General features: G+C 66.7%; 20 protein-coding genes and 1 tRNA gene. 7 read left to right on the forward strand and 14 right to left on the reverse strand.

Going from position 1 to position 25,089, the window contains the following annotated elements; translation table 11 throughout:
• Positions 1–117 precede the first annotated feature (117 nt).
• From ACFIMZ_RS29640 to fdnG, 8 genes are all read right to left on the reverse strand, one after another.
• A complete protein-coding gene (locus tag ACFIMZ_RS29640) occupies positions 118–1,134 on the reverse strand; it encodes a porin (RefSeq protein WP_431823024.1) in 1,017 nt (338 codons plus the stop codon).
• Positions 1,135–1,650: 516 nt separating this feature from the next.
• Positions 1,651–1,746 (reverse strand) — tRNA-Sec (locus ACFIMZ_RS29645).
• 21 nt (positions 1,747–1,767) lie between these two features.
• Entirely contained in the window at positions 1,768–3,693 is a 1,926-nt protein-coding gene (gene selB, locus ACFIMZ_RS29650; RefSeq protein WP_431823025.1) for a selenocysteine-specific translation elongation factor, read from the reverse strand.
• Positions 3,690–5,129 (reverse strand): L-seryl-tRNA(Sec) selenium transferase, encoded by a 1,440-nt coding sequence (gene selA / locus ACFIMZ_RS29655; protein WP_431823026.1) that lies wholly within the window; start codon positions 5,127–5,129, stop codon positions 3,690–3,692. The genes selB and selA overlap by 4 nt, the downstream gene beginning before the upstream one ends.
• Before the next feature lie 25 nt (positions 5,130–5,154).
• A complete protein-coding gene (fdhE, locus tag ACFIMZ_RS29660) occupies positions 5,155–6,087 on the reverse strand; it encodes a formate dehydrogenase accessory protein FdhE (RefSeq protein ID WP_431823027.1) in 933 nt (310 codons plus the stop codon).
• A 92-nt stretch (positions 6,088–6,179) separates the two neighbouring features.
• Complete coding sequence (locus ACFIMZ_RS29665) at positions 6,180–6,806, reverse strand: formate dehydrogenase subunit gamma (RefSeq protein ID WP_431823028.1); 627 nt, start codon at positions 6,804–6,806, stop codon at positions 6,180–6,182.
• A complete protein-coding gene (gene fdxH, locus ACFIMZ_RS29670) occupies positions 6,803–7,717 on the reverse strand; it encodes a formate dehydrogenase subunit beta (protein WP_431823029.1) in 915 nt (304 codons plus the stop codon). Before fdxH ends, ACFIMZ_RS29665 begins: the two co-directional genes overlap by 4 nt.
• Positions 7,718–7,727: 10 nt before the next feature.
• Positions 7,728–10,799 (reverse strand): formate dehydrogenase-N subunit alpha, encoded by a 3,072-nt coding sequence (fdnG, locus tag ACFIMZ_RS29675; protein WP_431823030.1) that lies wholly within the window; start codon positions 10,797–10,799, stop codon positions 7,728–7,730.
• A gap of 138 nt (positions 10,800–10,937) precedes the next feature.
• Between fdnG and ACFIMZ_RS29680 the strand changes: the two genes are divergently transcribed.
• Both ACFIMZ_RS29680 and ACFIMZ_RS29685 read left to right on the forward strand, forming a co-directional pair.
• A complete protein-coding gene (locus ACFIMZ_RS29680) occupies positions 10,938–11,852 on the forward strand; it encodes a YihY/virulence factor BrkB family protein (protein ID WP_431823031.1) in 915 nt (304 codons plus the stop codon).
• 391 nt (positions 11,853–12,243) lie between these two features.
• The gene (locus ACFIMZ_RS29685; protein ID WP_431823032.1) at positions 12,244–13,422 is read left to right on the forward strand and encodes a porin; all 1,179 of its coding nucleotides are present in this window, start codon (positions 12,244–12,246) and stop codon (positions 13,420–13,422) included.
• A 242-nt stretch (positions 13,423–13,664) separates the two neighbouring features.
• On the opposite strand, the gene ACFIMZ_RS29690 is transcribed toward ACFIMZ_RS29685, so the two are convergent.
• Positions 13,665–14,018 carry a hypothetical protein gene (locus ACFIMZ_RS29690; protein ID WP_431825458.1) on the reverse strand — a complete coding sequence of 118 codons (354 nt, stop codon included), beginning with the start codon at positions 14,016–14,018 and terminating at the stop codon, positions 13,665–13,667.
• On the opposite strand from ACFIMZ_RS29690, the gene ACFIMZ_RS29695 reads away from it, so the two are divergent.
• Positions 13,921–14,523: a helix-turn-helix domain-containing protein gene (locus ACFIMZ_RS29695; RefSeq protein ID WP_431825398.1), complete on the forward strand. Its 603-nt coding sequence runs from the start codon at positions 13,921–13,923 to the stop codon at positions 14,521–14,523. The genes ACFIMZ_RS29690 and ACFIMZ_RS29695 overlap by 98 nt on opposite strands.
• Positions 14,520–15,068 carry an N-acetyltransferase family protein gene (locus ACFIMZ_RS29700; RefSeq protein WP_431823033.1) on the forward strand — a complete coding sequence of 183 codons (549 nt, stop codon included), beginning with the start codon at positions 14,520–14,522 and terminating at the stop codon, positions 15,066–15,068. Before ACFIMZ_RS29695 ends, ACFIMZ_RS29700 begins: the two co-directional genes overlap by 4 nt.
• Positions 15,069–15,260: 192 nt before the next feature.
• Here the strand turns inward: ACFIMZ_RS29700 and ACFIMZ_RS29705 are convergent, their stop codons facing one another.
• Positions 15,261–15,704: an HU family DNA-binding protein gene (locus ACFIMZ_RS29705; protein ID WP_042587451.1), complete on the reverse strand. Its 444-nt coding sequence runs from the start codon at positions 15,702–15,704 to the stop codon at positions 15,261–15,263.
• Positions 15,705–15,962: 258 nt separating this feature from the next.
• On the opposite strand from ACFIMZ_RS29705, the gene ACFIMZ_RS29710 reads away from it, so the two are divergent.
• Both ACFIMZ_RS29710 and ACFIMZ_RS29715 read left to right on the forward strand, forming a co-directional pair.
• Positions 15,963–17,081, forward strand: a complete 1,119-nt coding sequence (locus ACFIMZ_RS29710; protein ID WP_431823034.1) for an acyltransferase family protein — start codon at positions 15,963–15,965, stop codon at positions 17,079–17,081.
• Between the two features lie 101 nt (positions 17,082–17,182).
• Positions 17,183–18,178: a dienelactone hydrolase family protein gene (locus ACFIMZ_RS29715; RefSeq protein WP_431823035.1), complete on the forward strand. Its 996-nt coding sequence runs from the start codon at positions 17,183–17,185 to the stop codon at positions 18,176–18,178.
• A gap of 100 nt (positions 18,179–18,278) precedes the next feature.
• Here ACFIMZ_RS29715 and galU read toward each other — a convergent pair whose 3' ends face one another.
• The gene (galU, locus tag ACFIMZ_RS29720) at positions 18,279–19,166 is read right to left on the reverse strand and encodes a UTP--glucose-1-phosphate uridylyltransferase GalU (protein ID WP_010099203.1); all 888 of its coding nucleotides are present in this window, start codon (positions 19,164–19,166) and stop codon (positions 18,279–18,281) included.
• Between the two features lie 240 nt (positions 19,167–19,406).
• Positions 19,407–19,550 (reverse strand): hypothetical protein, encoded by a 144-nt coding sequence (locus tag ACFIMZ_RS29725; protein ID WP_010099202.1) that lies wholly within the window; start codon positions 19,548–19,550, stop codon positions 19,407–19,409.
• A gap of 216 nt (positions 19,551–19,766) precedes the next feature.
• On the opposite strand from ACFIMZ_RS29725, the gene ACFIMZ_RS29730 reads away from it, so the two are divergent.
• Positions 19,767–20,939: an acyltransferase family protein gene (locus tag ACFIMZ_RS29730; protein ID WP_431823036.1), complete on the forward strand. Its 1,173-nt coding sequence runs from the start codon at positions 19,767–19,769 to the stop codon at positions 20,937–20,939.
• Between the two features lie 233 nt (positions 20,940–21,172).
• Here the strand turns inward: ACFIMZ_RS29730 and ACFIMZ_RS29735 are convergent, their stop codons facing one another.
• Both ACFIMZ_RS29735 and ACFIMZ_RS29740 read right to left on the reverse strand, forming a co-directional pair.
• Positions 21,173–23,626, reverse strand: a complete 2,454-nt coding sequence (locus ACFIMZ_RS29735; protein WP_431823037.1) for a glycosyltransferase family 4 protein — start codon at positions 23,624–23,626, stop codon at positions 21,173–21,175.
• Complete coding sequence (locus tag ACFIMZ_RS29740) at positions 23,623–25,089, reverse strand: flippase (RefSeq protein ID WP_431823038.1); 1,467 nt, start codon at positions 25,087–25,089, stop codon at positions 23,623–23,625. The genes ACFIMZ_RS29735 and ACFIMZ_RS29740 overlap by 4 nt, the downstream gene beginning before the upstream one ends.

Consider the following 25,089-nt stretch of genomic DNA (forward strand, 5'->3'; position numbering starts at 1 on the left):
CTCCGATAGCCGGTCACGCTCACACGCCGCACCGACGAGCGGATCGTCCGGGTGCGAAGCATAGAGCACTGGGTTATACATGTTCATGGTATCGGAAGATCAGACGGATGCAAGGACTCAGAATTTGTGGAACATGCCGAGCGAGATTCCCCGCGCGGGCGCGCCGGGATAGGCCAGCGGCAATCCGGGATTGGCCGAGCCGGCCAGGGTGTAACTTGCCTCGTTGCGATTATCCAAATAGGAAATCGTCGCGTAGAGGCTGGTTCTTTTCGATACGTCATATTGATACATCGCACTGATCTGACGCGCATGATTATTTGCCGACGTCTGATCGCGCAGCATTGCAACACCTAAAGCCGCCATGCTTGCCGGTGTTATTTGATATTTCCCTGAAATGCCATAAACACGAACGTTCAACCCGATGTCCGTCCAGCGCGATGCATTCCATCCGGCAAAAATGGTCGCCTTTCCGATTTGGTATGACGCGCCGGCTTCTATCGCGGTATCGGTCGAGTTATTGGTTTTATTTCTTACGGCCTGCCAGGCGACTGCCGCTGCGATCGGACCTTGGTTGTATTGCAAATCGGCCTGGTAGCTGGAACCGCCCGAGCGCAATCCGCCCTCGGTTCCGAAACCGACGTACAGGCCCGCCTGCAGGCCCGCCACGACTGGAGACTGATAGGAAATCGTGTTGCTGGTTCGAACGACGAAGGTCATCAGGTTGCTGAAGCCCGACGCCTGCGTGGAAGCGCCGAACGCGTCGAGATAGCCTTGATCGTAAAATACCGGTGAATTCTGGCGCCCCATCCTGAATTCGCCCCAGCTTCCGGAAACTCCGATCCACGCCTGTCGGTTAAATATCTGCGACGGAGATGCCATCGATCCATCGTTCGGATTGAATCCATTCTCCATCTGGAAATTAACCTTGAGTCCGGCGCCGATTTCCTCACTGCCCTTGAGGCCGAATCGGCTTGCCCACTCGCCACTGGAGCCCATGGCCGCCGTATATCCCTTTCCTGTATTCACGTATTGAACGAATTCGTCGATGATGCCGTACATCGTCACCGTCGATTGTGCGTGGGCGCCAGCGCATGCCAATAAGGCAACGCAACCCGCATAGGTATGGGTCTTCATCAGTATCCCAATAAATGAAAGTTAGCCTGACGATCTTGCACGGGTCGCATGACCCTCGTCCGCACTCGTCCTCAACACAAGGAACAGGAAGGAACATGTTCAATATATGGGCCCGAATTTTGGCAGTCAACGAGTATTTGACGGGCTCGGGAAATCCCCTACGGATGGTGTTCTGGACGTGTTTCGTGGCACCGAGTCGACTGGCGCGAAGCGCTTTGGCGTGCTGTCGTCGCGTCTGCCGATCGTGAGCCGCCGCGTGACACCGCGCGCAAAGAAGCAGCGCCGGCGCTGCCGAAGGCAAGGAGATTGCGGCGGACTATGCCGATCAACGACATTGCGACTTCAGTTCGCCCTGCGCCGAGGCGCCCGGTGACGCCGGGAATCGCGCTGTTTTGTACGTTGAACGAGACCGCGGCGTATTCGCACGCGTGACGGACCGTGAATCCCGAACACGACGGGAGCCGCCGACAGGTCGATGGTGCGTAGCGCGTAGTCGAAGGTTCGACCGGTCCTGATTGGCGGAAGGCAGCAGGAGTCGAACCTACCCAGGAGCGTCTGACGCCCCTAACCGGATTTGAAGTCCGGCCGTACCACCGGATACGAATGCCTTCCTTGGGGGGAAAAAACCGATACCTACGCCGTCGTATCGAGCCAGCCGCTATCAGGGCGCAGGAAGTGGAGATCGCGGTGGAAGCGAGTATACCCAACCCGATCGAAGAATTCGAGGATCTGGATCGCGCGCTTGCGGCCGAGCCCCGTCGCATCGCGAAACGTCGCGGCATCCAAGCCGCCCGCGCGCGCCTGCGCGAGCTGCGCGACGAGCACGGCCAGTTCCCGCGCCACGTCCGCGTGATAGAACAGGTCGCGCACGACCTGATGCACGTCGCCGCGCCGCGCGAGCTTGCGCAACAGCGCGCGCACCGCCTCCTCGGCCGCGCCGGTCGCGCCGGCGAGATCACGCACCCACGGCGGATCGAAACGTCCCGCACGCACGAGCGGCAACAGCGTCTGCGCGAGCGCCTCCTCGCGCGCATCCAGATTCACCGCATGCGACGGCAGATGCAGCCACGGGCCGCTTCGCGCCGCTTCACCGCCGTCGACCAGCGCGTCGACCAGCGCACGCCACAGCACGTCGTCGACGAGCGGCGCCGCCATCCGGCGCAAACGCGCCGCATCGAGCCCCTGCTCGTCCGGCACGCGCTCGTGATACGTGCGCAGCGTGTCGAGCGTTTTCACCTGCAGCGCACGCCAGTGCTCGCGCGCGATCACGCAGCCGTCGTTCGCCGCGGGGCCGTGCTGGCCGATCGCCAGCGCGTCGTCGGGCAACGTCAGCGCGTCCGGTGCGAAACCGGTCAGGTGCGTGAGCGTCGCGCGCGGGAGGCCGAGCGGCGCCTGCGCGAGCAGCGCGTCGAGCCGCCCTTCGTCGAGCCACGCCGCGAGCGCGTCGAGCCACGCGCGGCGCGCGGGCGTGCGGCGCTTGCGCTCGGGGCCGAACGGATCGAGCACGCGGCCGCCGCCGACGGTGCGCGTCGCCTGCGGATTGCGCACGATGAAGCGGTCGCCGGGCAGCGCGAACACCGGCTCGTCGAACACCAGTTGGGCGCGCATCCGCTGGCCCGCCACGAGCGATTCGCCGTCGAGCAGCGCGACGTGCGCGACGCGATGCAGCGTGCCGAGATGGACATGCAGCGGCGCCCAGTGCGTGAGCGTCAACCCCGCATCCGCGAGCAGCGTCAGCTCGACGTCGATGCGCGGCGACGTCGCGACGAGACGCGCGTCCGCGACCGTGTCGCCGCGCTCGACGTCGCCCTTGTCGACACCGGCGAGATTCAGCGCGCACCGCTCGCCCGCGTGTCCGACGTCGACCGGCCGGTTCTGCGCATGAATGCTGCGCACGCGTGCCGCGCGGCCGGTGCGCACGATCGCGAGCGTCTCGCCAGCGTTCGCGTGGCCGGCGAACGCGGTGCCGGTCACGACCGTGCCCTGCCCCGCCAGCGTGAACACGCGGTCGACCGCAAGCCGGAACAGCCCGTCGTCGCGCCGCGCGCGCCACGCGATCGCCGCGTCGGCCAGATGACGCCTGAGCGCCGCGACGCCGGCATCGGCCACATCGGTCGCGCAGGTTTCGAAGACCGGCGCATCGGCCAGCGTCGAATCATGCAGCCATGCGGCGATCTCGTCGCGCACCCGCGCGCGCCGCGCATCGTCGACGCGATCGCCCTTCGTCAGCGCGATCGCGCCGTGGGTGACGCCGAGCAGCTGCAGGATCGCGAGATGCTCGCGCGTCTGCGGCATCACGCCGTCGTCGGCGGCGATCACGAGCAGCGCGAAGTCGATCCCGCACGCGCCGGCCGCCATCGTATGGATAAGTTTTTCGTGGCCGGGCACGTCGATCAGGCCGAGCACGTCGCCGTTGTCGAGCGGCGTATACGCATACCCGAGCTCGATCGAGATGCCACGCGCCTTCTCTTCCTTCAGACGATCGGTGTCGACGCCGGTCAACGCGCGCACCAGCGTCGTCTTGCCGTGATCGATGTGCCCCGCGGTGCCGACGATCATGCCGACGGCTCCGCGATGCGCGCGCATTGCGCGACGAACGCCGCCTCGTCGGCCGCTTCGAGGCAACGCAGGTCGAGCCGCAGCGCGCCGTCGGCGATGCGCCCGAGCACCGGACGCGGCCATCCGCGCAGCCGCTTCTCGAGCTGCGCGAGCGCGCGGCCGCCGCGCTTGCCGTCCGGCGTGCGCACGACGAGCCCGGCGCTCGGCAACTGATCGACCGGCAGCGCGCCGCTGCCGATCTGGCTGAACATCGCCTCGACGCTGACCGCGTAGCCGCTGCCGAGCGCCGCCTGCAGCGCCGGCTGCACGCGCGCGGCCGCCGCGGCGATCTCCGCTTGCGGGCGCGTCAGCAGGCGCAGCGTGGTCAGCCGTTCGCGCAGGAATTCCGGCGCCTGGTACAGGCGCAGCACGGGCTCGAGCGCGGCGAGCGTCAGCTTGCCGACGCGCAGCGCGCGCTTGAGCGGGTGCTTCTTGATCTTGCCGATCAGCGTGCGGTCGCCGACGATCAGGCCGGCCTGCGGCCCGCCGAGCAGCTTGTCGCCGCTGAATGTGACAACGTTTGCGCCGCCGGCCACGGTTTCGCGCACCGTGGTCTCGCGCGGCAGCCCCCATTGCGTGAGGTCGGCGAGCGTGCCGCTGCCGAGATCGACGGCGACCGGCAGCCCGTGCTCGCGCGCGAGCGGCGCAAGTTCGGGCAGCGTCACTTCCTTCGTGAAGCCGGTGATCGCGTAGTTGCTGCAATGCACCTTCATCAGCAGCGCGGTGCGCGGGCCGATTGCCTCGGCGTAGTCACGCAGATGCGTGCGATTGGTCGTGCCGACTTCGCGCAGCCGCGCGCCCGCGCGGCTCATGATGTCGGGAATGCGGAACGCGCCGCCGATCTCGACCAGCTCGCCGCGCGACACGATCACCTCGCGCTTCGGCGCGAGCGCCGACAGCGTCAGCAGCACCGCGGCCGCGTTGTTGTTGACGACCGTCGACGCCTCGGCGCCGGTCAGTTCGCACAGCAGATCGTCGATCAGGTCATCGCGGTCGCCGCGACGGCCCGTCGCGAGGTCGAATTCGAGATTCAGCGGCTGCGTGAGCGCGGCGACCACCGCGCGCACCGCGTCGTCGGGCAGCAGCGCGCGTCCAAGATTGGTGTGCAGCACCGTGCCCGTCAGGTTGAACACCGTGCGCACCGCGCCGGCGCTTTGCGCGGCCAGCGTCCGCGCGACGGTCGCGGCGATGCGCGTTTCGTCGAGCGGCTCGGCCGCCGCCGGATCATGCTGCGCCGCGGTACGCCAGCGCTCGAGTTCCGCGCGCACCGCCTGCAGCACGCGCGTGCGGCCGTATTCGTCCAGCACCGGCTGGAGCGGCGCCGACGACAGCACGCGCTCGACGGACGGCACGCGCGCCAGCAGCGCGTTCAGCTCGTTGAGGCCTGGTTCAGTCACGTGGGGTGAGCTCCATGCAAAGCCTTCAACCTTCGCGCGGCGCTTCCGGCCACAGCAGCGGGTTCGGCGAACTACGCTGGTAGCCGGCCTCGTTCATCAGCAGGTCGAGCGTGAGGCTCGCGAGATCGTCCGCGAGCGGCTCGAAGTCGTAGTCCTTGTTCTGGTAGCCGATCTTGCGGTACGTCTTGCATTCGTCGCACGATTCGGCCTTGACGGCTTCGCTGCCGCCCTCGATGCCGTGATACGCGATGCCTTTGGTCGAATCGCAGTGCGAGCACTTGGTGCGCACCATGTGCCATTCGGTCGTGCACAGCCCGCATTGCAGGAACCGGTAGCCCTCGTACTGGCCGCCGACGCGCACCACGCTCGCGACCGGGTGCGTGCCGCACACCGGGCACAGCCCCGGCTGGTCGAGGAACGGCACGTCGGCCGGCTGCGTGCGGCTCGCGAGGTCGGTCCAGACCACCTGCAGCGCGGCCATCAGGAACGGCGCGGTGGCCGGGTCGACTTCGGCGAAGCGCAGTGCGAGGATCGCATCGGCCTGCGCGTCGAGCTCGGCCGGCGCCATCAGGCGGAGCCGGTCGAGCAGCTTCGCGAGCGGCGGATTGACGAGCCCGGCGCCTTCGACACGGTCGAGCAGTTCATGCAGCACGGCCCGCCATTGCGGATCGCGCTCGCCGCCGAGCGCCGGCACGAGCGGCATCGAATGCTGCTGCGCGCGCGCGATCGCGTCCTGCGACGGCATCTGTGCGGCGAAGTCCTGCAGCACCGCGTGCTGCGCGTCGGTGACCACCGCCATCAGCCGCAGGTAGCCGCTGATCGGGTTCAGGTCGGCAAGCTGGCGCAGGCGCGCGGCACGCGCGGAGAAAACCGTTGCGCGTTCCGGCAGGCGGAAGCGCGGGATCGCCGAATGATCGAGCGCCGAGATTTCATTCGGTTCGAGAATGCGTTGTGTCACGAGTGTGTTGTCCAAAAAAACAAGCGCCGACGTATCGGCGCTTCGGCGGTTCCGACGACGGACGGGGCGGCGCACCGCCCTGTCCGCATGCGCTATTTCACGCTTTCACGGAACCACTTCGGGTGGTGCTTGCGCGCCCAGCCGAGGGTGACCGTGCCGCGCACCATCGCCCCGATCGAGCCCTTGACCCACAGCGCCGCATAGATATGCGTGACGATGCCGGCAATCAGCACGAACGCCGCGACGGCATGGACTACCGCCGCGAGCCGGATCACCCCGATCGGGAAGTAGAACGAGAAATACCGCCGCCAGATGACGATGCCGGACAGCAGCAACAGCGCCAGACACGCCACCAACGTGAAGAATAGCAGTTTCTGTCCGGCGTTATAGCGGCCGATCTCCGGCAGCTTGTCCTCGCGGTTCGCGAGCACGTCGTCGATCTGGCGCAGCCACTGGACGTCGTCCCGGTCGAGGACATTGTGATGCCAGTAGCGCACCACCATCACAGCGAACGACACGAACATCACGAGGCCGACGAACGGATGCAGGATCCGCGTCCACTGGCCGCCGCCGAACAGCGCGGTCAGCCAGAACATCGACGGATGGAACAGCGCCAGCCCGGACAGCGCGAGCAGCACGAACGTGATCGCGGTGATCCAGTGGTTCGTCCGCTCGTTCGCCGTGTAGCGGACGATCAGGTTGGGGTCGTCATGCTTCATTTCACGTCCTCCTTGATGCGTCGCGCCTCGTCGCGGGCGGCGGCTTCCTCTTCGTCGGTCACCTCGTTCGGGCCGACCCGGATGTAGTGGAAGAAGCCCGCGAGCGCCGTCAGCGCGATGCCGGCGACCGCCAGCGGCTTCGCGAAGCCCTTCCACAGTTTCACCATCGGGCTGATCGACGGGTTGTCCGGCAGGCCGTGATACAGCGACGGCTTGTCGGCGTGGTGCAGCACGTACATCACGTGCGTGCCGCCGACGCCCTGCGGATCGTACAGCCCCGCATGCTCGAAGCCGCGCTCCTTCAGGTCCTCGATCCGCTCGGCCGCGTGCTGCTTCATGTCCTCCTTGGTGCCGAACACGATCGCGCCCGTCGGGCAGGTCTTCACGCAGGCCGGCTCCTGGCCGACCGCGACGCGGTCGGAGCAGAGCGTGCACTTGTACGCGCGATGATCCTTCTTCGAGATCCGCGGGACGTTGAACGGGCAGCCGGTCACGCAATAGCCGCAGCCGATGCAGTTCTCCTCGTGGAAATCGACGATGCCGTTGTTGTACTGCACGATCGCGCCCGGCGACGGGCACGCCTTCAGGCAGCCCGGGTCCTCGCAGTGCATGCAGCCGTCCTTGCGGATCAGCCATTCGAGGTTGCCGTCCGGGTTCTCGTATTCGGCGAACCGCATCACCGTCCACGAATGCTCCGACAGGTCGGACGGGTTGTCGTACACGCCGACGTTGGTGCCGACTTCGTCGCGCAGGTCGTTCCACTCCATGCAGGCCGTCTGGCACGCCTTGCAGCCGATGCACTTCGATACGTCGATCAGTTTCGCGACGCTCCCGGTCACCGGCTCGCGCGCCGTGGGCGGCGGCGTGGTGGTGGCCGAGACGCGCTTGATATCCAGCGATTGCAATGCCATCTCGTTCCCCTTACGCCTTTTCGACCTTCACCAGGAATGACTTGAATTCCGGTGTGTACGAGTTGCCGTCGCCCACGGACGGAGTCAGGGTATTGGCGAGATAGCCGGGCTTCGTCAGCCCCTTGAAGCCCCAGTGCAACGGGATGCCGACCGTCTGGACCTTCTTGCCGTCGACCGTCAGCGGCTTGATCCGCTTCGTGACGAGCGCGACCGCGACGATATGGCCGCGCTTGGACGACACCCTCACGCGATCGCCATGCACGACGCCGACTTCCTTCGCGAGGTCTTCGCCGATCTCGACGAATTGCTCGGGCTGGATGATCGAGTTCAGCCGCGCATGCTTGGTCCAGTAGTGGAAATGCTCGGTCAGACGATAGGTCGTCGCGACGTGCGGGAATTCCGCGACCTTGCCGAACGACGCGCGATCATCCGGGAACACGCGGGCGGCCGGGTTGTTCAGCGCCTGCGGATTGTTCGGATGGAACGGGTTCGCGGCGAGCGGCGTCTCGAACGGCTCGTAGTGCTCGGGGAACGGGCCTTCGTTCATCCCGGCGCGCGCGAAGAAGCGTGCGACGCCTTCCGGGTTCATGATGAACGGGCCCATGCCGGTCTCGGGCGGCTCGTCGGCCTTGTAGTCGGGAATGTCCGGGCCCGACCACGCGCTGCCGTTCCAGCCGACCAGTTTCCGGGTCGGGTCGAACGGCTTGCCGTTGACGTCGCACGACGCGCGGTTGTACAGGATCCGCCGGTTCGCGGGCCACGCCCACGCCCAGCCGAGCGTCTGGCCGATGCCGGTCGGATCCGAGTTGTCGCGCCGTCCCATCTGGTTGCCGGCCTGCGTCCACGACCCGCAGAAGATCCAGCAGCCGCTCGCCGTCGTGCCGTCGTCCTTCAGCTGCGCGAACGCGGCGAGCTGCTCGCCCTTCTTCACGAGCGTCTTGGTCGGATCCTTCGGATCAGGCAGGTCGGCCAGCGCCTTCCCGTTGAACTCCTTCGCGAGCTCTTCGGGCGTCGGGCTTTCCGGGTCCGCGTACGGCCAGGTCAGGTTGACGATCGGGTCGGGGAACTTGCCGCCGTCCTTCTTGTACGCATCGCGCATGCGCTGGAACAGCCCCGACATGATCTCGAGATCGCTGCGCGCCTCGCCCGGTGGCTCCGCGCCCTTCCAGTGCCATTGCAGCACGCGGCTCGAACTGACGAGCGAGCCGTTTTCCTCCGCGAAGCATGTGGTGGGCAAACGGAACACCTCGGTCTGGATCTTCGACGAATCGACGTCGTTGTAGTCGCCGTGGTTCTTCCAGAACTCCGACGTCTCGGTCGCGAGCGGATCCATGATCACGAGCCACTTCAGCTTCGCGAGCCCCGCAGCCGTCTTCACCTTCGAGGGCGCCGCCGCGAGCGGGTTGAAGCCCTGGCAGATGTAGCCGTTCATCTTGCCGGCATTCATCAGCTCGATCGTCTGCAGCAGATCGTACTGCTTGTCGAGCTTGGGCAGGTAGTCGTAGCCCCAGTTGTTCTCGGCGGTGGCCGCGTCGCCCCACCACGCCTTCATGAAACTGACGTGGAACGCGCGGTAGTTCTTCCAGTAGCTGAGCTGGTTCGGCCGCAGCGGCAGCTGCGTGCGCTTCTTGATGTAGCCCTCGAAGTCCTGCTCGGACTGCATCGGCAGCGTCATGTAGCCCGGCAGCAGGTTCGACATCAGGCCGAGGTCGGTCAGCCCCTGGATGTTCGAGTGGCCGCGCAGCGCGTTCATCCCGCCGCCGGCGATGCCGATGTTGCCGAGCAGCAGCTGCACCATCGCGCCGGTGCGGATCATCTGCGCGCCGATCGAGTGGTGCGTCCAGCCGAGCGCGTACAGGATCGTGCCGGCGCGGCCGGGCACGGCCGTCGTCGCGAGCATCTCGCAGACCTTCAGGAACTTGTCCTTCGGCGTGCCGCACACCTGCTCGACCATCTCGGGCGTATAGCGCGTGTAGTGCTGCTTCAGCAGGTTGTAGACGCAACGCGGGTGCTGCAGCGTCGGGTCGACCTTCACGAAGCCGTCGTCGCCGCGCTCGTAGTCCCAGCTCGACTTGTCCGGGTACGCGTGCTTGTCCGCGTCGTAGCCGGAATAGATGCCGTCGTTGAACGCGAAATCCTCGCGCACGATGAACGAGAAGTCCGTGTAGTTCTTCACGTACTCATGCTGGATCTTGTCGTTCGTCAGCAGGTAGTTGATGACGCCGCCCAGGAAGGCGATGTCGGTGCCGGTGCGAATCGGCGCGTAAAAGTCCGCCACCGAGGCGGTGCGCGTAAAGCGCGGGTCGACGACCATCAGTCGCGCCTTGCGGTGCGCCTTCGCTTCCGTCACCCACTTGAATCCGCACGGATGGGCCTCGGCTGCATTGCCGCCCATCACGAGAATCACGTCCGCGTTCTTGATGTCGACCCAATGGTTCGTCATCGCTCCACGGCCAAACGTCGGGGCAAGACCTGCCACCGTCGGGCCATGTCAGACACGCGCCTGATTGTCGAACGCGAGCATCCCGGTGCTGCGGATGACCTTGTGCGTCAGGTAGCCGACCTCGTTGCTGCCCGCCGACGCGGCCAGCATGCCGGTCGTGAGCCAGCGGTTGACCTTCGCGCCGTCGTCGGCCGTCTCGACGAAGTTCGCGTCGCGGTCGGCCTTCATCAGCTTCGCGATCCGGTCGAGCGCGTCGTTCCACGAGATGCGCTCCCACTTGTCCGAGCCCGGTGCACGGTATTCCGGATGCATCAGGCGGCTCGGGCTGTGGATGAAGTCGATCAGGCTCGCGCCCTTCGGGCACAGCGTGCCGCGGTTGACCGGGTGGTCGGGATCGCCTTCGATGTGGATGATGCTGGCCTGCGCATTCTTCGCGCCGTCACCCAGGCTGTACATCAGGATGCCGCAGCCGACGGAGCAGTATGGACAGGTGTTGCGCGTTTCGACGGTTCGCGCCAGCTTGTACTGACGGACTTCCGCGAGCGCTTCCGTCGGCGAGAAACCCATGAGGGCAAGACTCGATCCGGCGAGCGACGTGGCAGTCACTTTCAGGAACTGGCGCCGGGACATTTGTAGCATGATGGTCTCGGCTTTATTGTGGGGGAAATTGAAAGCAATTATAGACAGTTTGCGAAACTATGTTCGAATCCTCGTATCAATTGTGAATTGTCTGTTCTTCACAAATCGCCGGCGCCCCGCGTCGCTGCCCGACACGCCATGAAACCACGGATTCCAGATCGAGCGACACGTTTCGCGCATCAACATGCCCACTGGGCGCTGACCGCCTTCCGGCGCTTCTCGTCCGACCGCTGCACGTCGATGGCCGCGAGCATCGCGTTCTACTCCGCGTTCTCGCTCGCGCCGATGCTCGTGATGGTCATCGCGGTGGCCGGCTGGTTCTACGGCGACGACGCCGCGCGCGGCCAGGTGTTCGAGCAGGCGCACCAGCTGATCGGCAACGATGCCGCGGCGAGCGTGCAGACCATCGTCCAGAACGCGCACCGCAGCGGCCAGCGCGGCGGGCTCGCGACGCTGATCTCGTTCGGCGCGCTGGCGCTCGGCGCGTCGGCCACGTTCTCGTCGCTCAGCGCCGCGCTGAGCGTGATCTGGCCGGCGACCGAGAGCCGCTGGTCGAGCGTCCTCGGCCTCGTGCGGGTACGGCTGATCTCGTTCGGGCTCGTGCTCGGCGTCGCGTTCCTGCTGATCGTCTCGCTCGTGCTCGACACCGCGATCACGTTCGTCGGCACCTGGCTGTGGGGCGATTCGCCCTATATCGTGATCACCAACCTGCTGCAGTTCTTCGTCGGCATCGCGGTCCTCGCGGGCGCGTTCGCCGCGCTGATGAAGTTCCTGCCGGATGCGCGCGTCGCGTGGCGCGACGCCGCGATCGGCGGCACCGTGTCCGCGATCCTCTTTTCCGGCGGCAAGAAGCTGTTCGCGCTGTATCTCGCGCATGCCGGCACCGCGAGCGCGTTCGGCGCGGCCGGGTCGTTCGCGGTGCTGCTGATGTGGCTGTACTTCTCCGCCGCCGTGCTGCTGCTCGGCGCGGAGTTCGCGGCGGCCCGCGGCGCGGTGCGCGAGCGGCTGGCCAACCTGCAGGCCGAAGCGTCGCCGGCCGACCGGTCGCGCTGACGCCGGCGCACTCCGCCTGCGCGCCTAGCACACTCGTTCATCCAAGTCTCTTCGTGTCGTCACGCAGTCGCGTGAGGGCCGGGCTGCATCCATCGCGCGCGCAAGCGCGAACGCAAACGTTTGCCCGCTCCGCTTTCCTCGCATCATTGCGCCAAACCCGCTCATCCCTCATGCACCATGATGGGACGCGCAACAATCGCATCGCAACAAATGTCAACTATTTCAAAAAACGGAATGACTGTCGATGTCCTTGATCTATATGGATTTTTCCTCGCTGTGATGTTTTGGAGACACTTTATTTTTTGAGCTTTCTTGCGTAGATGGCACTGCGCTATTCTGCATCCCGCAACAAATAACGACTCACGAATCCCTCGCGTGGAGAATCTCAACGATGAAGAAACTCGCTCTGTCTACCCTCTCGCTCGCTCTGCTGGGTGCTGCCGGCGCCGCACAAGCTCAATCGAGCGTCACGCTGTACGGTGTCGTCGACACGTCGATCGCGTGGGTTCACGGCAATAACGGCCAGGCCAACAACTCGTGGCAAATGCTGTCGGGCAACCTGTCCGGCAGCCGCTGGGGCCTGAAGGGCTCCGAAGACCTGGGCGGCGGCCTGAAGACGATCTTCCAGTTGGAAAACGGCTTTGACGTCGGCACCGGCACGCTCAACCAGGGTGGCCGCATGTTCGGCCGTCAGGCTTACGTCGGCCTGGAGCACGCCCAGTACGGTACGCTGACGCTGGGTCGCCAGTACGATCCGAGCGTCGACCTGGTTCAGGCCGTGACGGCCGACAACTACTACGGCGCGTTCTTCGCGACGCCGGGTGACGTCGACAACAACGACAACAGCATCCGCGTCAACAACGCGATCAAGTACACGTCGCCGGTCTACGCCGGCCTCCAGTTCGAAGGCATGTACGCACTGAGCGGCCTGGCAGGCCAGCCGGGTACGGGCCAGTCGTGGAGCGCGGGTGTCGCCTACAACAACGGCCCGCTCGGCATCGCCGCGAGCTTCCTGCGCGTGCAGAACAGCAATGATCGCACGATCACCGCGAAGGGCACCGGCGGCTGGAACAGCCCGACGGCGACCGGCATCGGCGTCGAGAACAACCCGATCCTCGGCATGTACGCAACGGCGAAGGCGGCCAACATCGCGCAAGTCGCAGCCCAGTACGGTATCGGCCCGGTGACGTTCGGCGCCGGCTACAGCTTCGCGCAGTACAAGCCGGACAGCCTGTCGTCGTTCACGTCGCAAGAGAAGTTCAACACCGGCCGCGCATTCGTGAACTACCAGGCAACGCCGGCGCTGCTGCTGGGCCTCGGCTACGCGTACACGAAGGCGAGCGGCGACACGGACGCGAAGTACCACCAGGTCTCGCTCGGCGCAGACTACTCGCTGTCGAAGCGCACGGACCTCTACCTGCTCGGCGCGTACCAGCACGCGAGCGGCAAGCAACGCTTCGCCGCTGGCGCCAACGGCACCCAGGACGCGCAAGCGTCGATCGGCTCGTACGGCTTCGCCGGCAAGAGCTCGCAGGAAATGGTTGCCCTGGGCATCCGCCACAAGTTCTAAAAACAACGTTCCCGGCACGCGGCGTCTTCGGACGCCGTGCCGCCGGCCTGCAAAGCCAGTCATCGGTTTCGGCCATGGCTGGCTTTTTTCTTGCCTGCTTCCCGCCGCGTGCCGTCGCAGAACGGCCGACACGCCCCGCATTTCGCGGGCTCACGCCCCGACCGCAATCCGCCCCAAACGCGGCCGACAGACCGGACTGCTAACCGTCGCATCATGCCGCGACTACGCCCGGCATATTCGCCTCAGCGCACCCACCCCGCGCCGACCGCATTACGATCGAAATACAGCCTCCAGGCCGGCCTGCGGACCGACACGCCATGCCCACGGCTGGCCACCCCGCGCGAAGACCACTCGCCGGCTCCCGCAACGACGTGCACGGTCTCGAACTCGACCGGATGCTTGTCGCCGCGACTTTCCACTATACTGGAGTGAATATTCAGCATGATGGAGCCGCTCTTGTCCACCGACAACACCGCCGACACCGACGTCAACGAGCGCATCGCTCGCCGCGTGCGCGCATTGCGGGCGACCCGCGGCCACACGCTCGATGCGCTGGCCGCCCGCAGCGGCGTCAGCCGGTCGATGATTTCGCTCATCGAGCGCGGCGCGGCCAGCCCGACGGCGGTCGTACTGGACAAGCTCGCCGCCGGGCTCGGCGTATCGCTCGCCAGCCTGTTCGACGGCGCCTCCGAAGACGCGCCCGCGCAGCCGCTCGCGCGCCGCGCGCAGCAAGCGCAGTGGCGCGACCCGGCCTCCGGTTACGTGAGGCGCAATCTCTCCCCGCCCGGCTGGCCTTCGCCGATCCAGCTCGTCGAGGTGACGTTCCCGGCCGGCGCGCGCGTCGCGTACGAAGCGGGGGGACGCGAGACCGCCGTGCATCAGCAGGTCTGGGTCATCCGCGGGCGCGTCGACGTCACGCTCGGCGATCAGGTCCACGCGCTTCGCGACGGCGACTGCCTGGCGATGCGGCTCGATCAGCCGCTGGTCTTCAGCAATCCGACGTCCCGTCCCGCGCACTACGTCGTAGTCCTGTGCGAAGGACACGCCGCCGCGTTCATCCGCTCGAGCAACACTTCCTCCAGCCAACAGGAACTTGAATGAATTCCTCCGAACACCACGACGACGTGCGCCTCGTCGATTGCAGCGAGGCCGAGCATGCAGCGGCCATCCTCGACATCCTGAACGAGGCCATCGTCAATTCCACGGCCCTTTACGACTACGCGCCGCGCCCCCCGCAGGCGATGGCGGCATGGTTCGCGACGAAGCGCGCAGGCGGCTTTCCGGTGGTCGGTGCGGTCGATGCGTCGGGCCGCCTGCTGGGCTTCGCAAGCTGGGGCACGTTCCGTGCGTTCCCCGCGTACAAGTACACGGTGGAACACAGCGTGTACGTGCATCACGAGCAGCGTGGCCGCGGGCTCGGCGAGCGCCTGTTGCGCGAGCTGGTCCGCCGTGCGCGCGACGCGCAGGTCCATGTTCTGGTGGGCTGCATCGATGCGAGCAACGCCGGCAGCATCCGCCTGCACACGCGGCTCGGGTTCACGCATGCCGGCACGCTCGCGCAGGTCGGTTTCAAGTTCGGCCGCTGGCTGGATGCGGCGTTCTACCAGCTCACGCTGGAAACGCCCGATCAACCGCAGGACGGTTGATCGAATGGCGGCGCGGCAGCAGCATGCGCGTCGACGCATCGCACCCGCCGTTGTTCGCCACATCGCCCAACCGCTTCCCCCAACCGCTTCCCGTTACGCGCCGCAATGAAAAATCCCCATGCGCTTTCGCGCACGGGGATCGCGGGACACCCGACGGCCACCTGCACGAAGCAGGCAACCGTTGCACTGCAGTTACGCAGCCGCGTCCTTCAGCTTCTTCAGCGCACGTGCCTTCACGCGCACGCTGGCCGGCTTCGCCGGGAACCAGCGCTCTTCGCCCGTGAACGGATCCTTGCCGAAGCGCTTCTTCTTCGCCGGCACGGCTTGCGCCGTGATCTTCAGCAGACCCGGCAGCGTGAACTCGCCTGCGCCCTTCTTGTGGACCGAGCCCAGCACGACGTTCTCGAGTGCGGCCAGCACTGCCTTGACAGCCTTCACTTCGACAGCTGCGCGCTCAGCGATGTGCACTGCGAGCGATGCCTTCGTGAACTTGTCCTTCAGCGGCGTCGGAGCGGCGGGCGCCTTCGCGACGGCCTTCTTGGCCACTACTTTCTTCGCGGGCGCTGCTTTTTTGGCAGCCACTTTCTTGGCCGGTGCGGCAGCCTTCTTGGCCACCTTTTTTGCGGAAGTCGCCATGTTTCTCCTACCAGGTGTGGTCGTTGGATACACGAAGCGCGCGATGTGTGCGCTTCAACGCCGGATTCTACAAGCGCCGTGACGCTTCGTGCAGTACTTTTATGCGTTTTCCGCGGGTTTCCTGCAGGTTTTGTTGCGTGCCGCTGACTGCCACACTGCCCGGCGCGCAAGAAAACGCCTGCACGTATGCATCGAAACATGAATTACGTTCGATATTTGTGCGCCTATAGTGGCCGTGACCAATGCCAGGACGCCTTCATGCGCGAAGTCAGACACGTCAACGGACTCGACGGCCTGCGAGCCATCGCGGTCATCCTCGTCTTCCTGTCCCACAAGGGCCACGTCCTAGCGATCGACGTGGGGAAGCTTGGCGTGTGGACGTTTTTCCTCATCAGCGGCTTCCTGATCGTGGGCGAGCTGCACCGCAGCCGCCACGCGGTCGAGCGCGGCGCGTTGTCGCGCCGCCATGCGCTCAGCCTGTTCCTCGCCAAGCGCGTGCTGCGGATCTTCCCCGTGTATTACCTGCTGCTCGCGTCGCTCGCGATCGCGCATGCGCTGTTCTACCAGCGCGGCGTCGACCTCGGCCTCGCATGGCACGCCCTGTTCCTGTCGAACCTGTGGATCGGCGTCGTCAAGAACGGCTGGCCCGGCACCACGTCGCATTTCTGGAGCCTCGCCGTCGAGCAGCAGTTCTACCTGATCGCGCCGCTCGCGCTGCTCGCGACGCGCGCGTCGCGGCACATCGCGCTCGGCATCGCGGCGGTCGCGCTCTGCGCGGCCGTGCATCTCGGCCTCTATCTCGCCGTTGCGTCGCCGGTGCTGATCTACGCGTTTTCCCCGTGGAATTTCGCGCTGATCGCGCTCGGCGGCATCGGCGCGATGGCGCTCGCCGAGCACGGCCCCACGGTCGCGCGCTACGCGCCGCCCGGCTGGCTCGCGGCGGCGGGCGTCGTAACGTTCCTCGCGCTGCCCGCGTGCGTCGCGCTGCCGGGCGCCGCGGCGGGCCTCGCGGATCTCGGGCTCTCCGCGTCGCTCGGCGCGCTGCTGCTGTGGATCGTCCGCGAGCCCGACCATCCCGCCGTCGCGCTGCTCGAGTGGCCGCCGCTCGTCTATCTCGGCACGATCAGCTACGGCTTCTACCTGTTCCACAACCTGATCCCCACGCGCTTCGGCGCGACGCAGGCGCTCTACCAGCACACGCGGCTGCCGCCGTTCGCCCGGGACGTGCTGCCCCAAATGCTGCAATTCGGGCTCGCCGTGCTGCTCGCGCATCTTTCCTGGCGCTATCTCGAAAAACGGCTGCTGGATCGCAAGAAGCCGATTGCCGAACGGCTGACGCGCTATTTCGCGGCGCCGCAACGCTCGTCCGTGCGCTGAAGGCAGCGCCCCACCCGCCGGCCGGCTTGCAACGGGCCGGCGATGCGCTACGCTTTCAGCAGCAGGTTGGCCGCCGATACGCGGTGAACGAGGACGTCGCCATGCTTACGCGTGAAAGCCATTGTGCGTGTTTCCGCCGTGTCGCGCCGGCATTGCTCTGTCTCGCGTTCGCACTCGCGCCGCCGGCTGCGCGAGCGCAGGCGCGGATGGAAGTGATCCCGTTCGAGTCGCTGACGATGACCGACGACGCGTTTCTCGCGGGCCGCGAGGACGGCAAGCCCGTCACCATCGCCGGCGAACTGCGCCTGCCGCGCGCCGGCAGCGAGCGCTTCCCGCTCGTGATCCTGCTGCACGGGTCCGGCGGGATCAGCAGCTACGTGACCGACTGGGAACGCGAACTCCTCGCGATGGGCGTCGCCACCTTCGTGATCGACAGCTTCACGAGCCGCGGCCTCGTCAGCGTGAACGACGACCAGGCGCAGCTCGGCCGGCTCGTGCAGATCGAGGATGCGTACCGCGCGCTCGCGGTGCTGGCGAAGCATCCGAGAATCGATCCCGCCCGGGTGATGCTGATGGGTTTTTCCCGCGGCGGCCACAGCACGCTGTATGCGAGCCTCACGCGGTTCCAGCGGATGCACGCCGCATCCGCTGCCCGCTTCGCCGCGTATGTCGCGTTCTATCCCGGCTGCCCGGTCGCCTACCGCGACGACGAGGACACCGTCGCACAGCCCGTGCGCGTGTTCGCCGGCACCGGCGACGACTACACGCCGATCGCGCCGTGCCGCGCATATGTCGAGCGGCTGCAGGCCGCGGGCCGCGACGTCCACCTGACCGAATACCCCGGCGCCCGGCACGTCTTCGACGGGCGCGCGTTCAATCCGCCGCTGACCTTGCCGAAAGCGCAGACATTGCGCCACTGCCGGCTCGCGGAAAACGATCGCGGCCAGGTGATCGATACCGACACCAGGCAACCGTTCTCGTATGCCGACGCGTGCGTCGAGCGCGGCGCGACCATCGGCTACGACGAAAAGGCCGCGGCCGACGCCAGGAAGGCCGTCGCGGCGTTCGTCGCGGAGACGCTCAAGCCGGCGCGCTAGCGGATTACGGCCGGCCCGCGTCCATGAAAAACGCCCCGGCGCGCTGGGCGAACCGGGGCCAACGGAACAACCACCACCTGAAACGTGACGCGCAGGGCTGCTAAGCGACGGCAGCCAGCGCGGGCAAACAGGTCCGCAGGTACGCCTCGAACTCGCGGCTCACTTCCGGATGCTGGAGCGCCAGCTCGACGGTCGCCTTGAGGTAGCCGATCTTGCTGCCGCAATCGAAACGCGTGCCGTAGTAGCGATACGCGAGCACCTGCTCGTGCGCGAGCAGCGACTGCACCGCGTCGGTCAGCTGCAGCTCGCCGCCCGCACCGGGCTTGATCTTGCGCAGGTGATCGAACAGCGTCGGCATGAACACGTAGCGGCCGACCACGCCGAGATTCGACGGCGCATCCTCGGGCGACGGCTTCTCGATGATGCCCGACAGCTTGATGATGTCCTCTTCCCACTCGCGGCCCTCGATGACGCCGTACGAGCGGCTGTCCTCGCGCGCGATGGTTTCGACGCCGATCACCGAGCTGTGATAGTGGTTGAACACGTCGACGAGTTGCTTGAGCACCGGCTGCTCGCCGTGCAGCAGGTCGTCGGCGAGGATCACCGCGAACGGCTCGCCGTGCACCAGCTTCTCCGCGCACAGCACCGCATGGCCGAGGCCGAGCGCTTCCGGCTGGCGCACGTAGAAGCAGTCGACATGGCTCGGCTTGATGCTGCGCACCAGGTCGAGCAGCTTCTCCTTGCCGCGCGCCTCGAGCTCCGCCTCGATTTCGTATGACTTGTCGAAGTGATCCTCGATCGCGCGCTTGCTGCGACCGGTGACGAAGATCATTTCCGTGATGCCGGCATTGATCGCTTCCTCGACCGCATACTGGATCAGCGGCTTGTCGACGACGGGCAGCATCTCCTTCGGACTCGCCTTGGTCGCCGGCAGGAACCGTGTGCCGAGACCGGCAACGGGGAACACGGCCTTGGTAACTTTCAACATGATTGCATCCTGATTGCGTTGAGCGCGCCGCGTCGCATCGTTTCGCGACACGGCACAATGAATGTCCGGATGGCGCGGCACGATTCAATCTCACATTGAAATCAGCCCGCCGCCGCTATTTACGGCAACGCATAATCGCGCCGCCGGTTCGATTAATGGATAATCGTCGCCAAGCCGGTCGATATTGCCGGTCCGCCGCATCGACCAGCGACAATTTACCGATTTTCCGGATACAAATTTTTACGATTCGAATTCCTCGACATAAGGCGCGCCGCCCCATTCGAAGCGCGGTCGAATCGGCTCGTTCTTCAGCGCTTCGCGGTATGCCGACACAACGGCCATGACCACCAATACCGCCGCGCTCGCGATCCAATGCATGTCCATCTTGCCGCTCCTTGCGTCTATCAACTGGAGCTTCAAACTATCAGAAAAAAATCGACAAATAATTGGCCGCGCGCTGAAACCGATATCGTCCCTGCATAAAATCGCAATCCGGAATCCGATTATTTCACGGCGAGATTTTTTTATTCATTGCGCGAATTCTTGCGGATTACGATGGTGCGAAACTTCCCCTTCATCCGTCGCAAGGAACCGAATCGCATGCAAGCATTCAGCGGATCGACTTTGAATGCGCCGCCCGCCGCCGATCACAAGGAGCACGTGATCGACGCGATGCGCGGCTTCGCGGCGCTGCTCGTCGCCTATTTCCACTGCCGGCAAGTCGTCTGGGTCGGGATGCAGAGCTTCCATCGCGCTTACGGCCACGCGCTCGACCCGAGCGTGATCGTCGGCTACCTGACCTTCCCGTTCGCGTGGGGCTCGGCCGGCGTGCCGATCTTCTTCGTGATCAGCGGCTACTGCATTCACCGCAACGCGGCGCTCAAGCTCGCCGCCGATCCCGCCTACCGGCTGAACGCGCCGAACTTCTGGGCGCGCCGCTTCGCGCGCATCTATCCGGTGCTGCTCGCCGCGCTGCTGTTCACGCTCGCGCTCGACGCGATCAGCCTGCAGATCGAGCCCGTCAGCCACAAGATCCGCGACGTCGGGCTGACCGCGTTCCTCGTGAACCTGTTCTCGCTGCAGGGCGTCGCCGGCTATACGTACGGTTCGAACGGCGCGCTGTGGACGCTGTCGCTCGAAGTGCAGTTCTACGCGATCTATCCGCTGCTGTTCGCGATCCGGCGGCGCATCGGGATGCCGGCCGTCGTGGCCGGCATCGCGCTCGTCAACGTCGCGTCGGCCTGGCTGCTCGAACGGCACGACCTGCAGTTCTTCACGTCGTACTGGCTGTCGTGGACGATCGGCGCGTGGATCGCGGACGTGCGCGCGCAGCAGAAGAACACGGCCGCCGCGCCGTCGCGCGCGTGGTACGCGGCGGCCGCGGTGCTGCTCGCCGCCGGCTGCGCCGCGTTCCGCTATGGCCAGTACGGCGCGTTCCAGCTGTGGGCGGCCGGCTTCGCGTGCTTCCTGTACCGCGCGCTCGCCCGGCCGCCGCGCACGACGCCGCCACTGCGCGTGCTCGGCTGGTTCGGCGACTTCAGCTATTCGCTGTACCTGATCCACCTGCCGCTGTTCGTCTGCGTCGGCTCGGTGCTTTACCGCTCCGAACTGCAGCTGTCGATCTGGCCGTCGTTCGCATTCATGGCGCTCGCGATTCCGGTCGCCTACCTGTTCTACCGGCTGTTCGAACGGCCCGCGATGATGTGGTCGGCGAGCCTCAAGCCGTCGCGCCGCGCGCGGGTCGTCGCGCCGGCGCCCGAACAGGCCGCCTGATCGTCTGACCATTGCGGTCGCAAGCAAGCCCCCGCGCGGCACATCGCTGCGCGGGGGCTTTTGCATGGCCGCTGTCGCGCCCGGAGCGGATCGCCGCGGCGGCGCCCTTCGGCACGCCTCGCCGGCATGCCCTGGCATGAGCAAAGCCCCCGCGCAGCGCATCGCCGTGCGGGGGCCGATTGGTCCTGCCGCTTGCCGCCGGGGGCCGAACCTTGGCCCCCGCCTGCGGCGCGCTACCGCTGCTTCGCCGCCCGCGCGGTATCCGCGAGGATCTTCTCGACGCGTTCCACGTAGGTCTTCGTGCCGAAGCGGCGCAGCGCCGTCACGTAACCGCTCGCGACGAGGCGCTCGCGCAGCGCGCGATCCGACTGCAGCGCGGCCAGCGCGTCTCCCAGCGCATGCGCGTCGCCCGGCTCGCACAGCAGGCCGTTGTCGTCGTGCTCGATGATCTCGACGACGCCGCCCGCGCGCGCCGCGACGACCGGCCGCTTCGCGAGCATCCCTTCGACGATCACGCGCCCGAACGGCTCGGGCGTGATCGACGTGTGCGCGACGACGTCGACCGCCTTCATGCACGCGGCCACGTCGCGCTGGAAGCCGAGGAAATGCACGCGGTCGTCCATCCCGTGCCGCGCGACGGCTTCGTGCAGTTGCGCCGCATATTCGTCCTCGCCGAACAGCGGCGCGCCGACCAGCACGACGTGCATGTCCGGATGGCCCGCGGCGGCTTCCAGCAGCAGGTGCTGGCCTTTCCAGCGCGCGAGCCGGCTGAACGAGCCGACCAGCCACGCGTGCTCGGGCAGCCCGAAGCGTGCGCGCAGCGCGGCCTGGCTGACACCGGCCAGCGCGTCGAACGGCTCGGCGGAGATACCGTTGAACACGACGTCGACGTGCTGCGGCGTGAAGCCGGTCAGCGCGCGGAACGCCTGCGCGGACGCGTCGGAGTTCGCGATCACCCGCGTCACGCCGAGCCGCGCGCAATACTTGATCGCGAGCAGTTGCTTGCGGCCGAAGTGATCGTCGCTGACGATGTCGCGCAGATGCCAGACCACCGGCTTGCGCGCGAGCCGCCCGGCCAGCGCGGCGACCACCATCGCGCGCTGCGTGTTCGCGTAGATCACCTCGGCGCGGCGCGCGCGGCGGGCGACGTCGCGCACGAGCCGCAGCAGCTGCTTCACCGCGCCGGCCGACACGCCGCCCTGCTTGCGCACGCCCGCGAGCGCGCCCTGCTCGACGACGTCGACGCGCGCGCCGATCTCGTCGAGCGCCGCGCGAAACGGCCCGTCGGCGAACAGCAGCACGTCGGCGTTCGCGCGCATGTGCTTCATGATCTCGAGCAACGACAGCTCGGCGCCGCCCAGCACGCCGCTCTGGTCGAGCACCAGCGTCGCCGGGCCGCGCGCGGCGGGCGGCGGCGCGGCGCCCGCGCCCTGCCGCGCGGTCGCGCCGGGCAGCGCGGCCTCGACGTAGTCGAGAAAGCGCCGCCGGAACGTGTCGGCGGAAAACCGCTCCGCATTCGCGCGGCACGCCTGCGGCGCGAAGCGTTGCGGCGCGCGTTCGAAATCGTCGACCGCCGATACGATCGCGCGCGCGGTCTGCTCGTCGAAGAAGAGGCCGGTCGGCCGCGCGCCCGACTGCGGGTCGAGCACGGTTTCGAGCGCGCCGCCCTTGCCGTACGCGATCACGGGCGTGCCGCACGCCTGAGCCTCGACGACCGAGATGCCGAAATCCTCCTCGGCCGCGAACACGAACGCCTTCGCGCGGCGCATCCGGTCGTGCAGCACCGCGAACGGCTGGTAGCCCATGATCTCGACGTTCGGGCCGGCCTTCGCGCGGACGCGCTGCATTTCCGGCCCGTCGCCGATCACGACCAGCTTGCGGTCCGGCATCTTCGAGAACGCCTCGACGATCAGGTCGATCTTCTTGTACGGCACCATCCGCGACGCGGTCAGGTAGAAATTCTCCTTGGCCGCGTTCAGCGAGAACGCGTCGACGTCGACCGGCGGGAAGATCACCGCCGCGTCGCGCTGGTAAACCTTCCTGATGCGCCGCGCGATGAACGCGGAGTTGGCGACGAAGCCGTCGACCGCATTCGCGGTGCGCGTGTCCCAGTTGCGGATGTAATGCAGGATCATCCGCGCGAGCAGCGATTTCGGCCCGCGCGTGAGGTTCGACTGCTCCAGGTACTGGTGCTGCAGGTCCCACGCATAGCGGATCGGCGAATGCACGTAGCTGATGTGCACCTGGTCGGGCCCGGTCAGCACGCCCTTCGCGACCGCATGGCTGCTCGAGATCACGAGATCGTAGCCCGACACGTCGAGCTGCTCGATCGCGAGCGGCATCAGCGGCAGGTAGCTGCGGTACTTGGTGCGCGCGAACGGTAGCTTCTGGATGAACGACGTCGTGACCGGCTTGCCGCGCACGAACGCGCGATCGTCGAGAAAATCGACGAGGCTGAACAGGTCCGCGTCGGGAAAGCACGCGATCAGCTGTTCGAGCACGCGCTCGGCGCCCGCGTAGGTGACGAGCCAGTCGTGGACGATCGCGACGCGCAGCGGCCGGGCCGGATGCCGTGCGCTCGCGGCTTCGCGGGGCGTGGCCTGGCGCAGCGCGACTGCGTCGGCTGTCACCGACGCTTCGGCCGTGGCCGCGTTCAGGATGGCGTGTTCCGCCAGATCGCGATTCATATGGGTTTCCTCGCATTGATACGGACGATCAGGCCGCGGGCCAGCGTGCGCAGCCCCGGCGTCATCGTGAGCGACCACGCGACGTTCAGCACCAGCACGACCGCGCAGATGGCGATCGATTCGACGAGCCCCGGCCACGCGTGCGCGAGATAGAGGCTCGCAAGCAGGAACGCGAGATGGGCGGCCATGTCGAGCACGATCGCCCGCATCCGGATCGCCGACAGGTAAAGCAGCACGCCGTAATCGACGAGTGCGCGCGCGGCGACGACGACCGCCGCGCCGATCAGCCCGAAATGATGGATGCCGAGCCACAGGCCGCCGACGAAGAACGGCATCTGGACGAGCCCGGCGAATGCCGCGCGGGACGGATTGACCTGCGACTGGATCAGGATGCGCGTCACGCTCGCCTGCCCGACGAGCCACACGCTGATCACCAGCACGCGCCCGACCGGCGCCGAATGCGTGGCGAGATCCGCGCCGACCCACAGCGCCAGGAACGGCCCGAGCGCGAAGATCGCAACGATGGCGACCGGCGTGAACACGCCGTTCAGGAATTCGAGCGACTGGCGCGCGAGCGCATCCGCATGGTCGCGGCCGACCGCCGACAGGCGCGGGAACAGCGTGCGCACGAGCGCGTTCGGCAGCATGTTCAGGCGCGTGACGAGGTTCTGCGGCACCGTGTAATAGGTGACGAACTTCGCGCCCATGCCCGCGCCGAGCATCACGCGGTCGAGCGTGTCGGCAATCATGCTGGTCGTGCTCGCGATCAGCATCCAGCCGCCGAAGTTGAACAGCCCCTTCGCGGTGCCCCACTGCGGCGGATCGATGCGGCGGATGCCGAGCACCTTGATGCTCGCGTGCCCGAGCATCACCGCCGCGATCAGGCGTGCCACGACCGCCGCGGCGAGCACCGTCTGCAGGTTCGGCGCGATCCACCACGCGGCGCCGAGCGGCAGCAGCTGGAACAGGAACGTGCCGATCGTCTGGTTCGTGTTGAACACGCCGAAGCGCTCGGCGCCGTTGATCGCGCCGGCGAACACCCACGACACGTTCGCGAGCGGAATCGCGAGCGCGAGCCAGGGCAGCGCGAGATACACCTCGTGCTGCATCGCGGCCGACACCTTCGTGAAATACGCGGTGTAGACGAACGCGCCGGAGTAGATCAGCAGCCCGCCCACGATGCCGGTGCCGAGGTTCAGCCAGAACGCGCTCCAGAACACGCGCGCGCTTTCGGCGTCGTCGCCGCTCGCGATCGCCTTCGAGATGTGGTTCTGCGCGGCCATGCTCATCCCGAGATCGAGGATCCCGAAATAGCCGATCAGCGTCCACACGAGGCTGACGACGCCATAGCGCTCGACGCCGAGCGCGTGGATGTACGCGGGCACCGTCACCAGCGACACGAAGGTCGGCAGGATCAGCCCGATGAAATTGATCGAAACGTTCTTGAGAATGCCCTTGTCCAT

The sequence above is a fragment of the Burkholderia sp. F1 genome (assembly GCF_050813845.1).
Taxonomy (GTDB): domain Bacteria; phylum Pseudomonadota; class Gammaproteobacteria; order Burkholderiales; family Burkholderiaceae; genus Burkholderia; species Burkholderia ubonensis.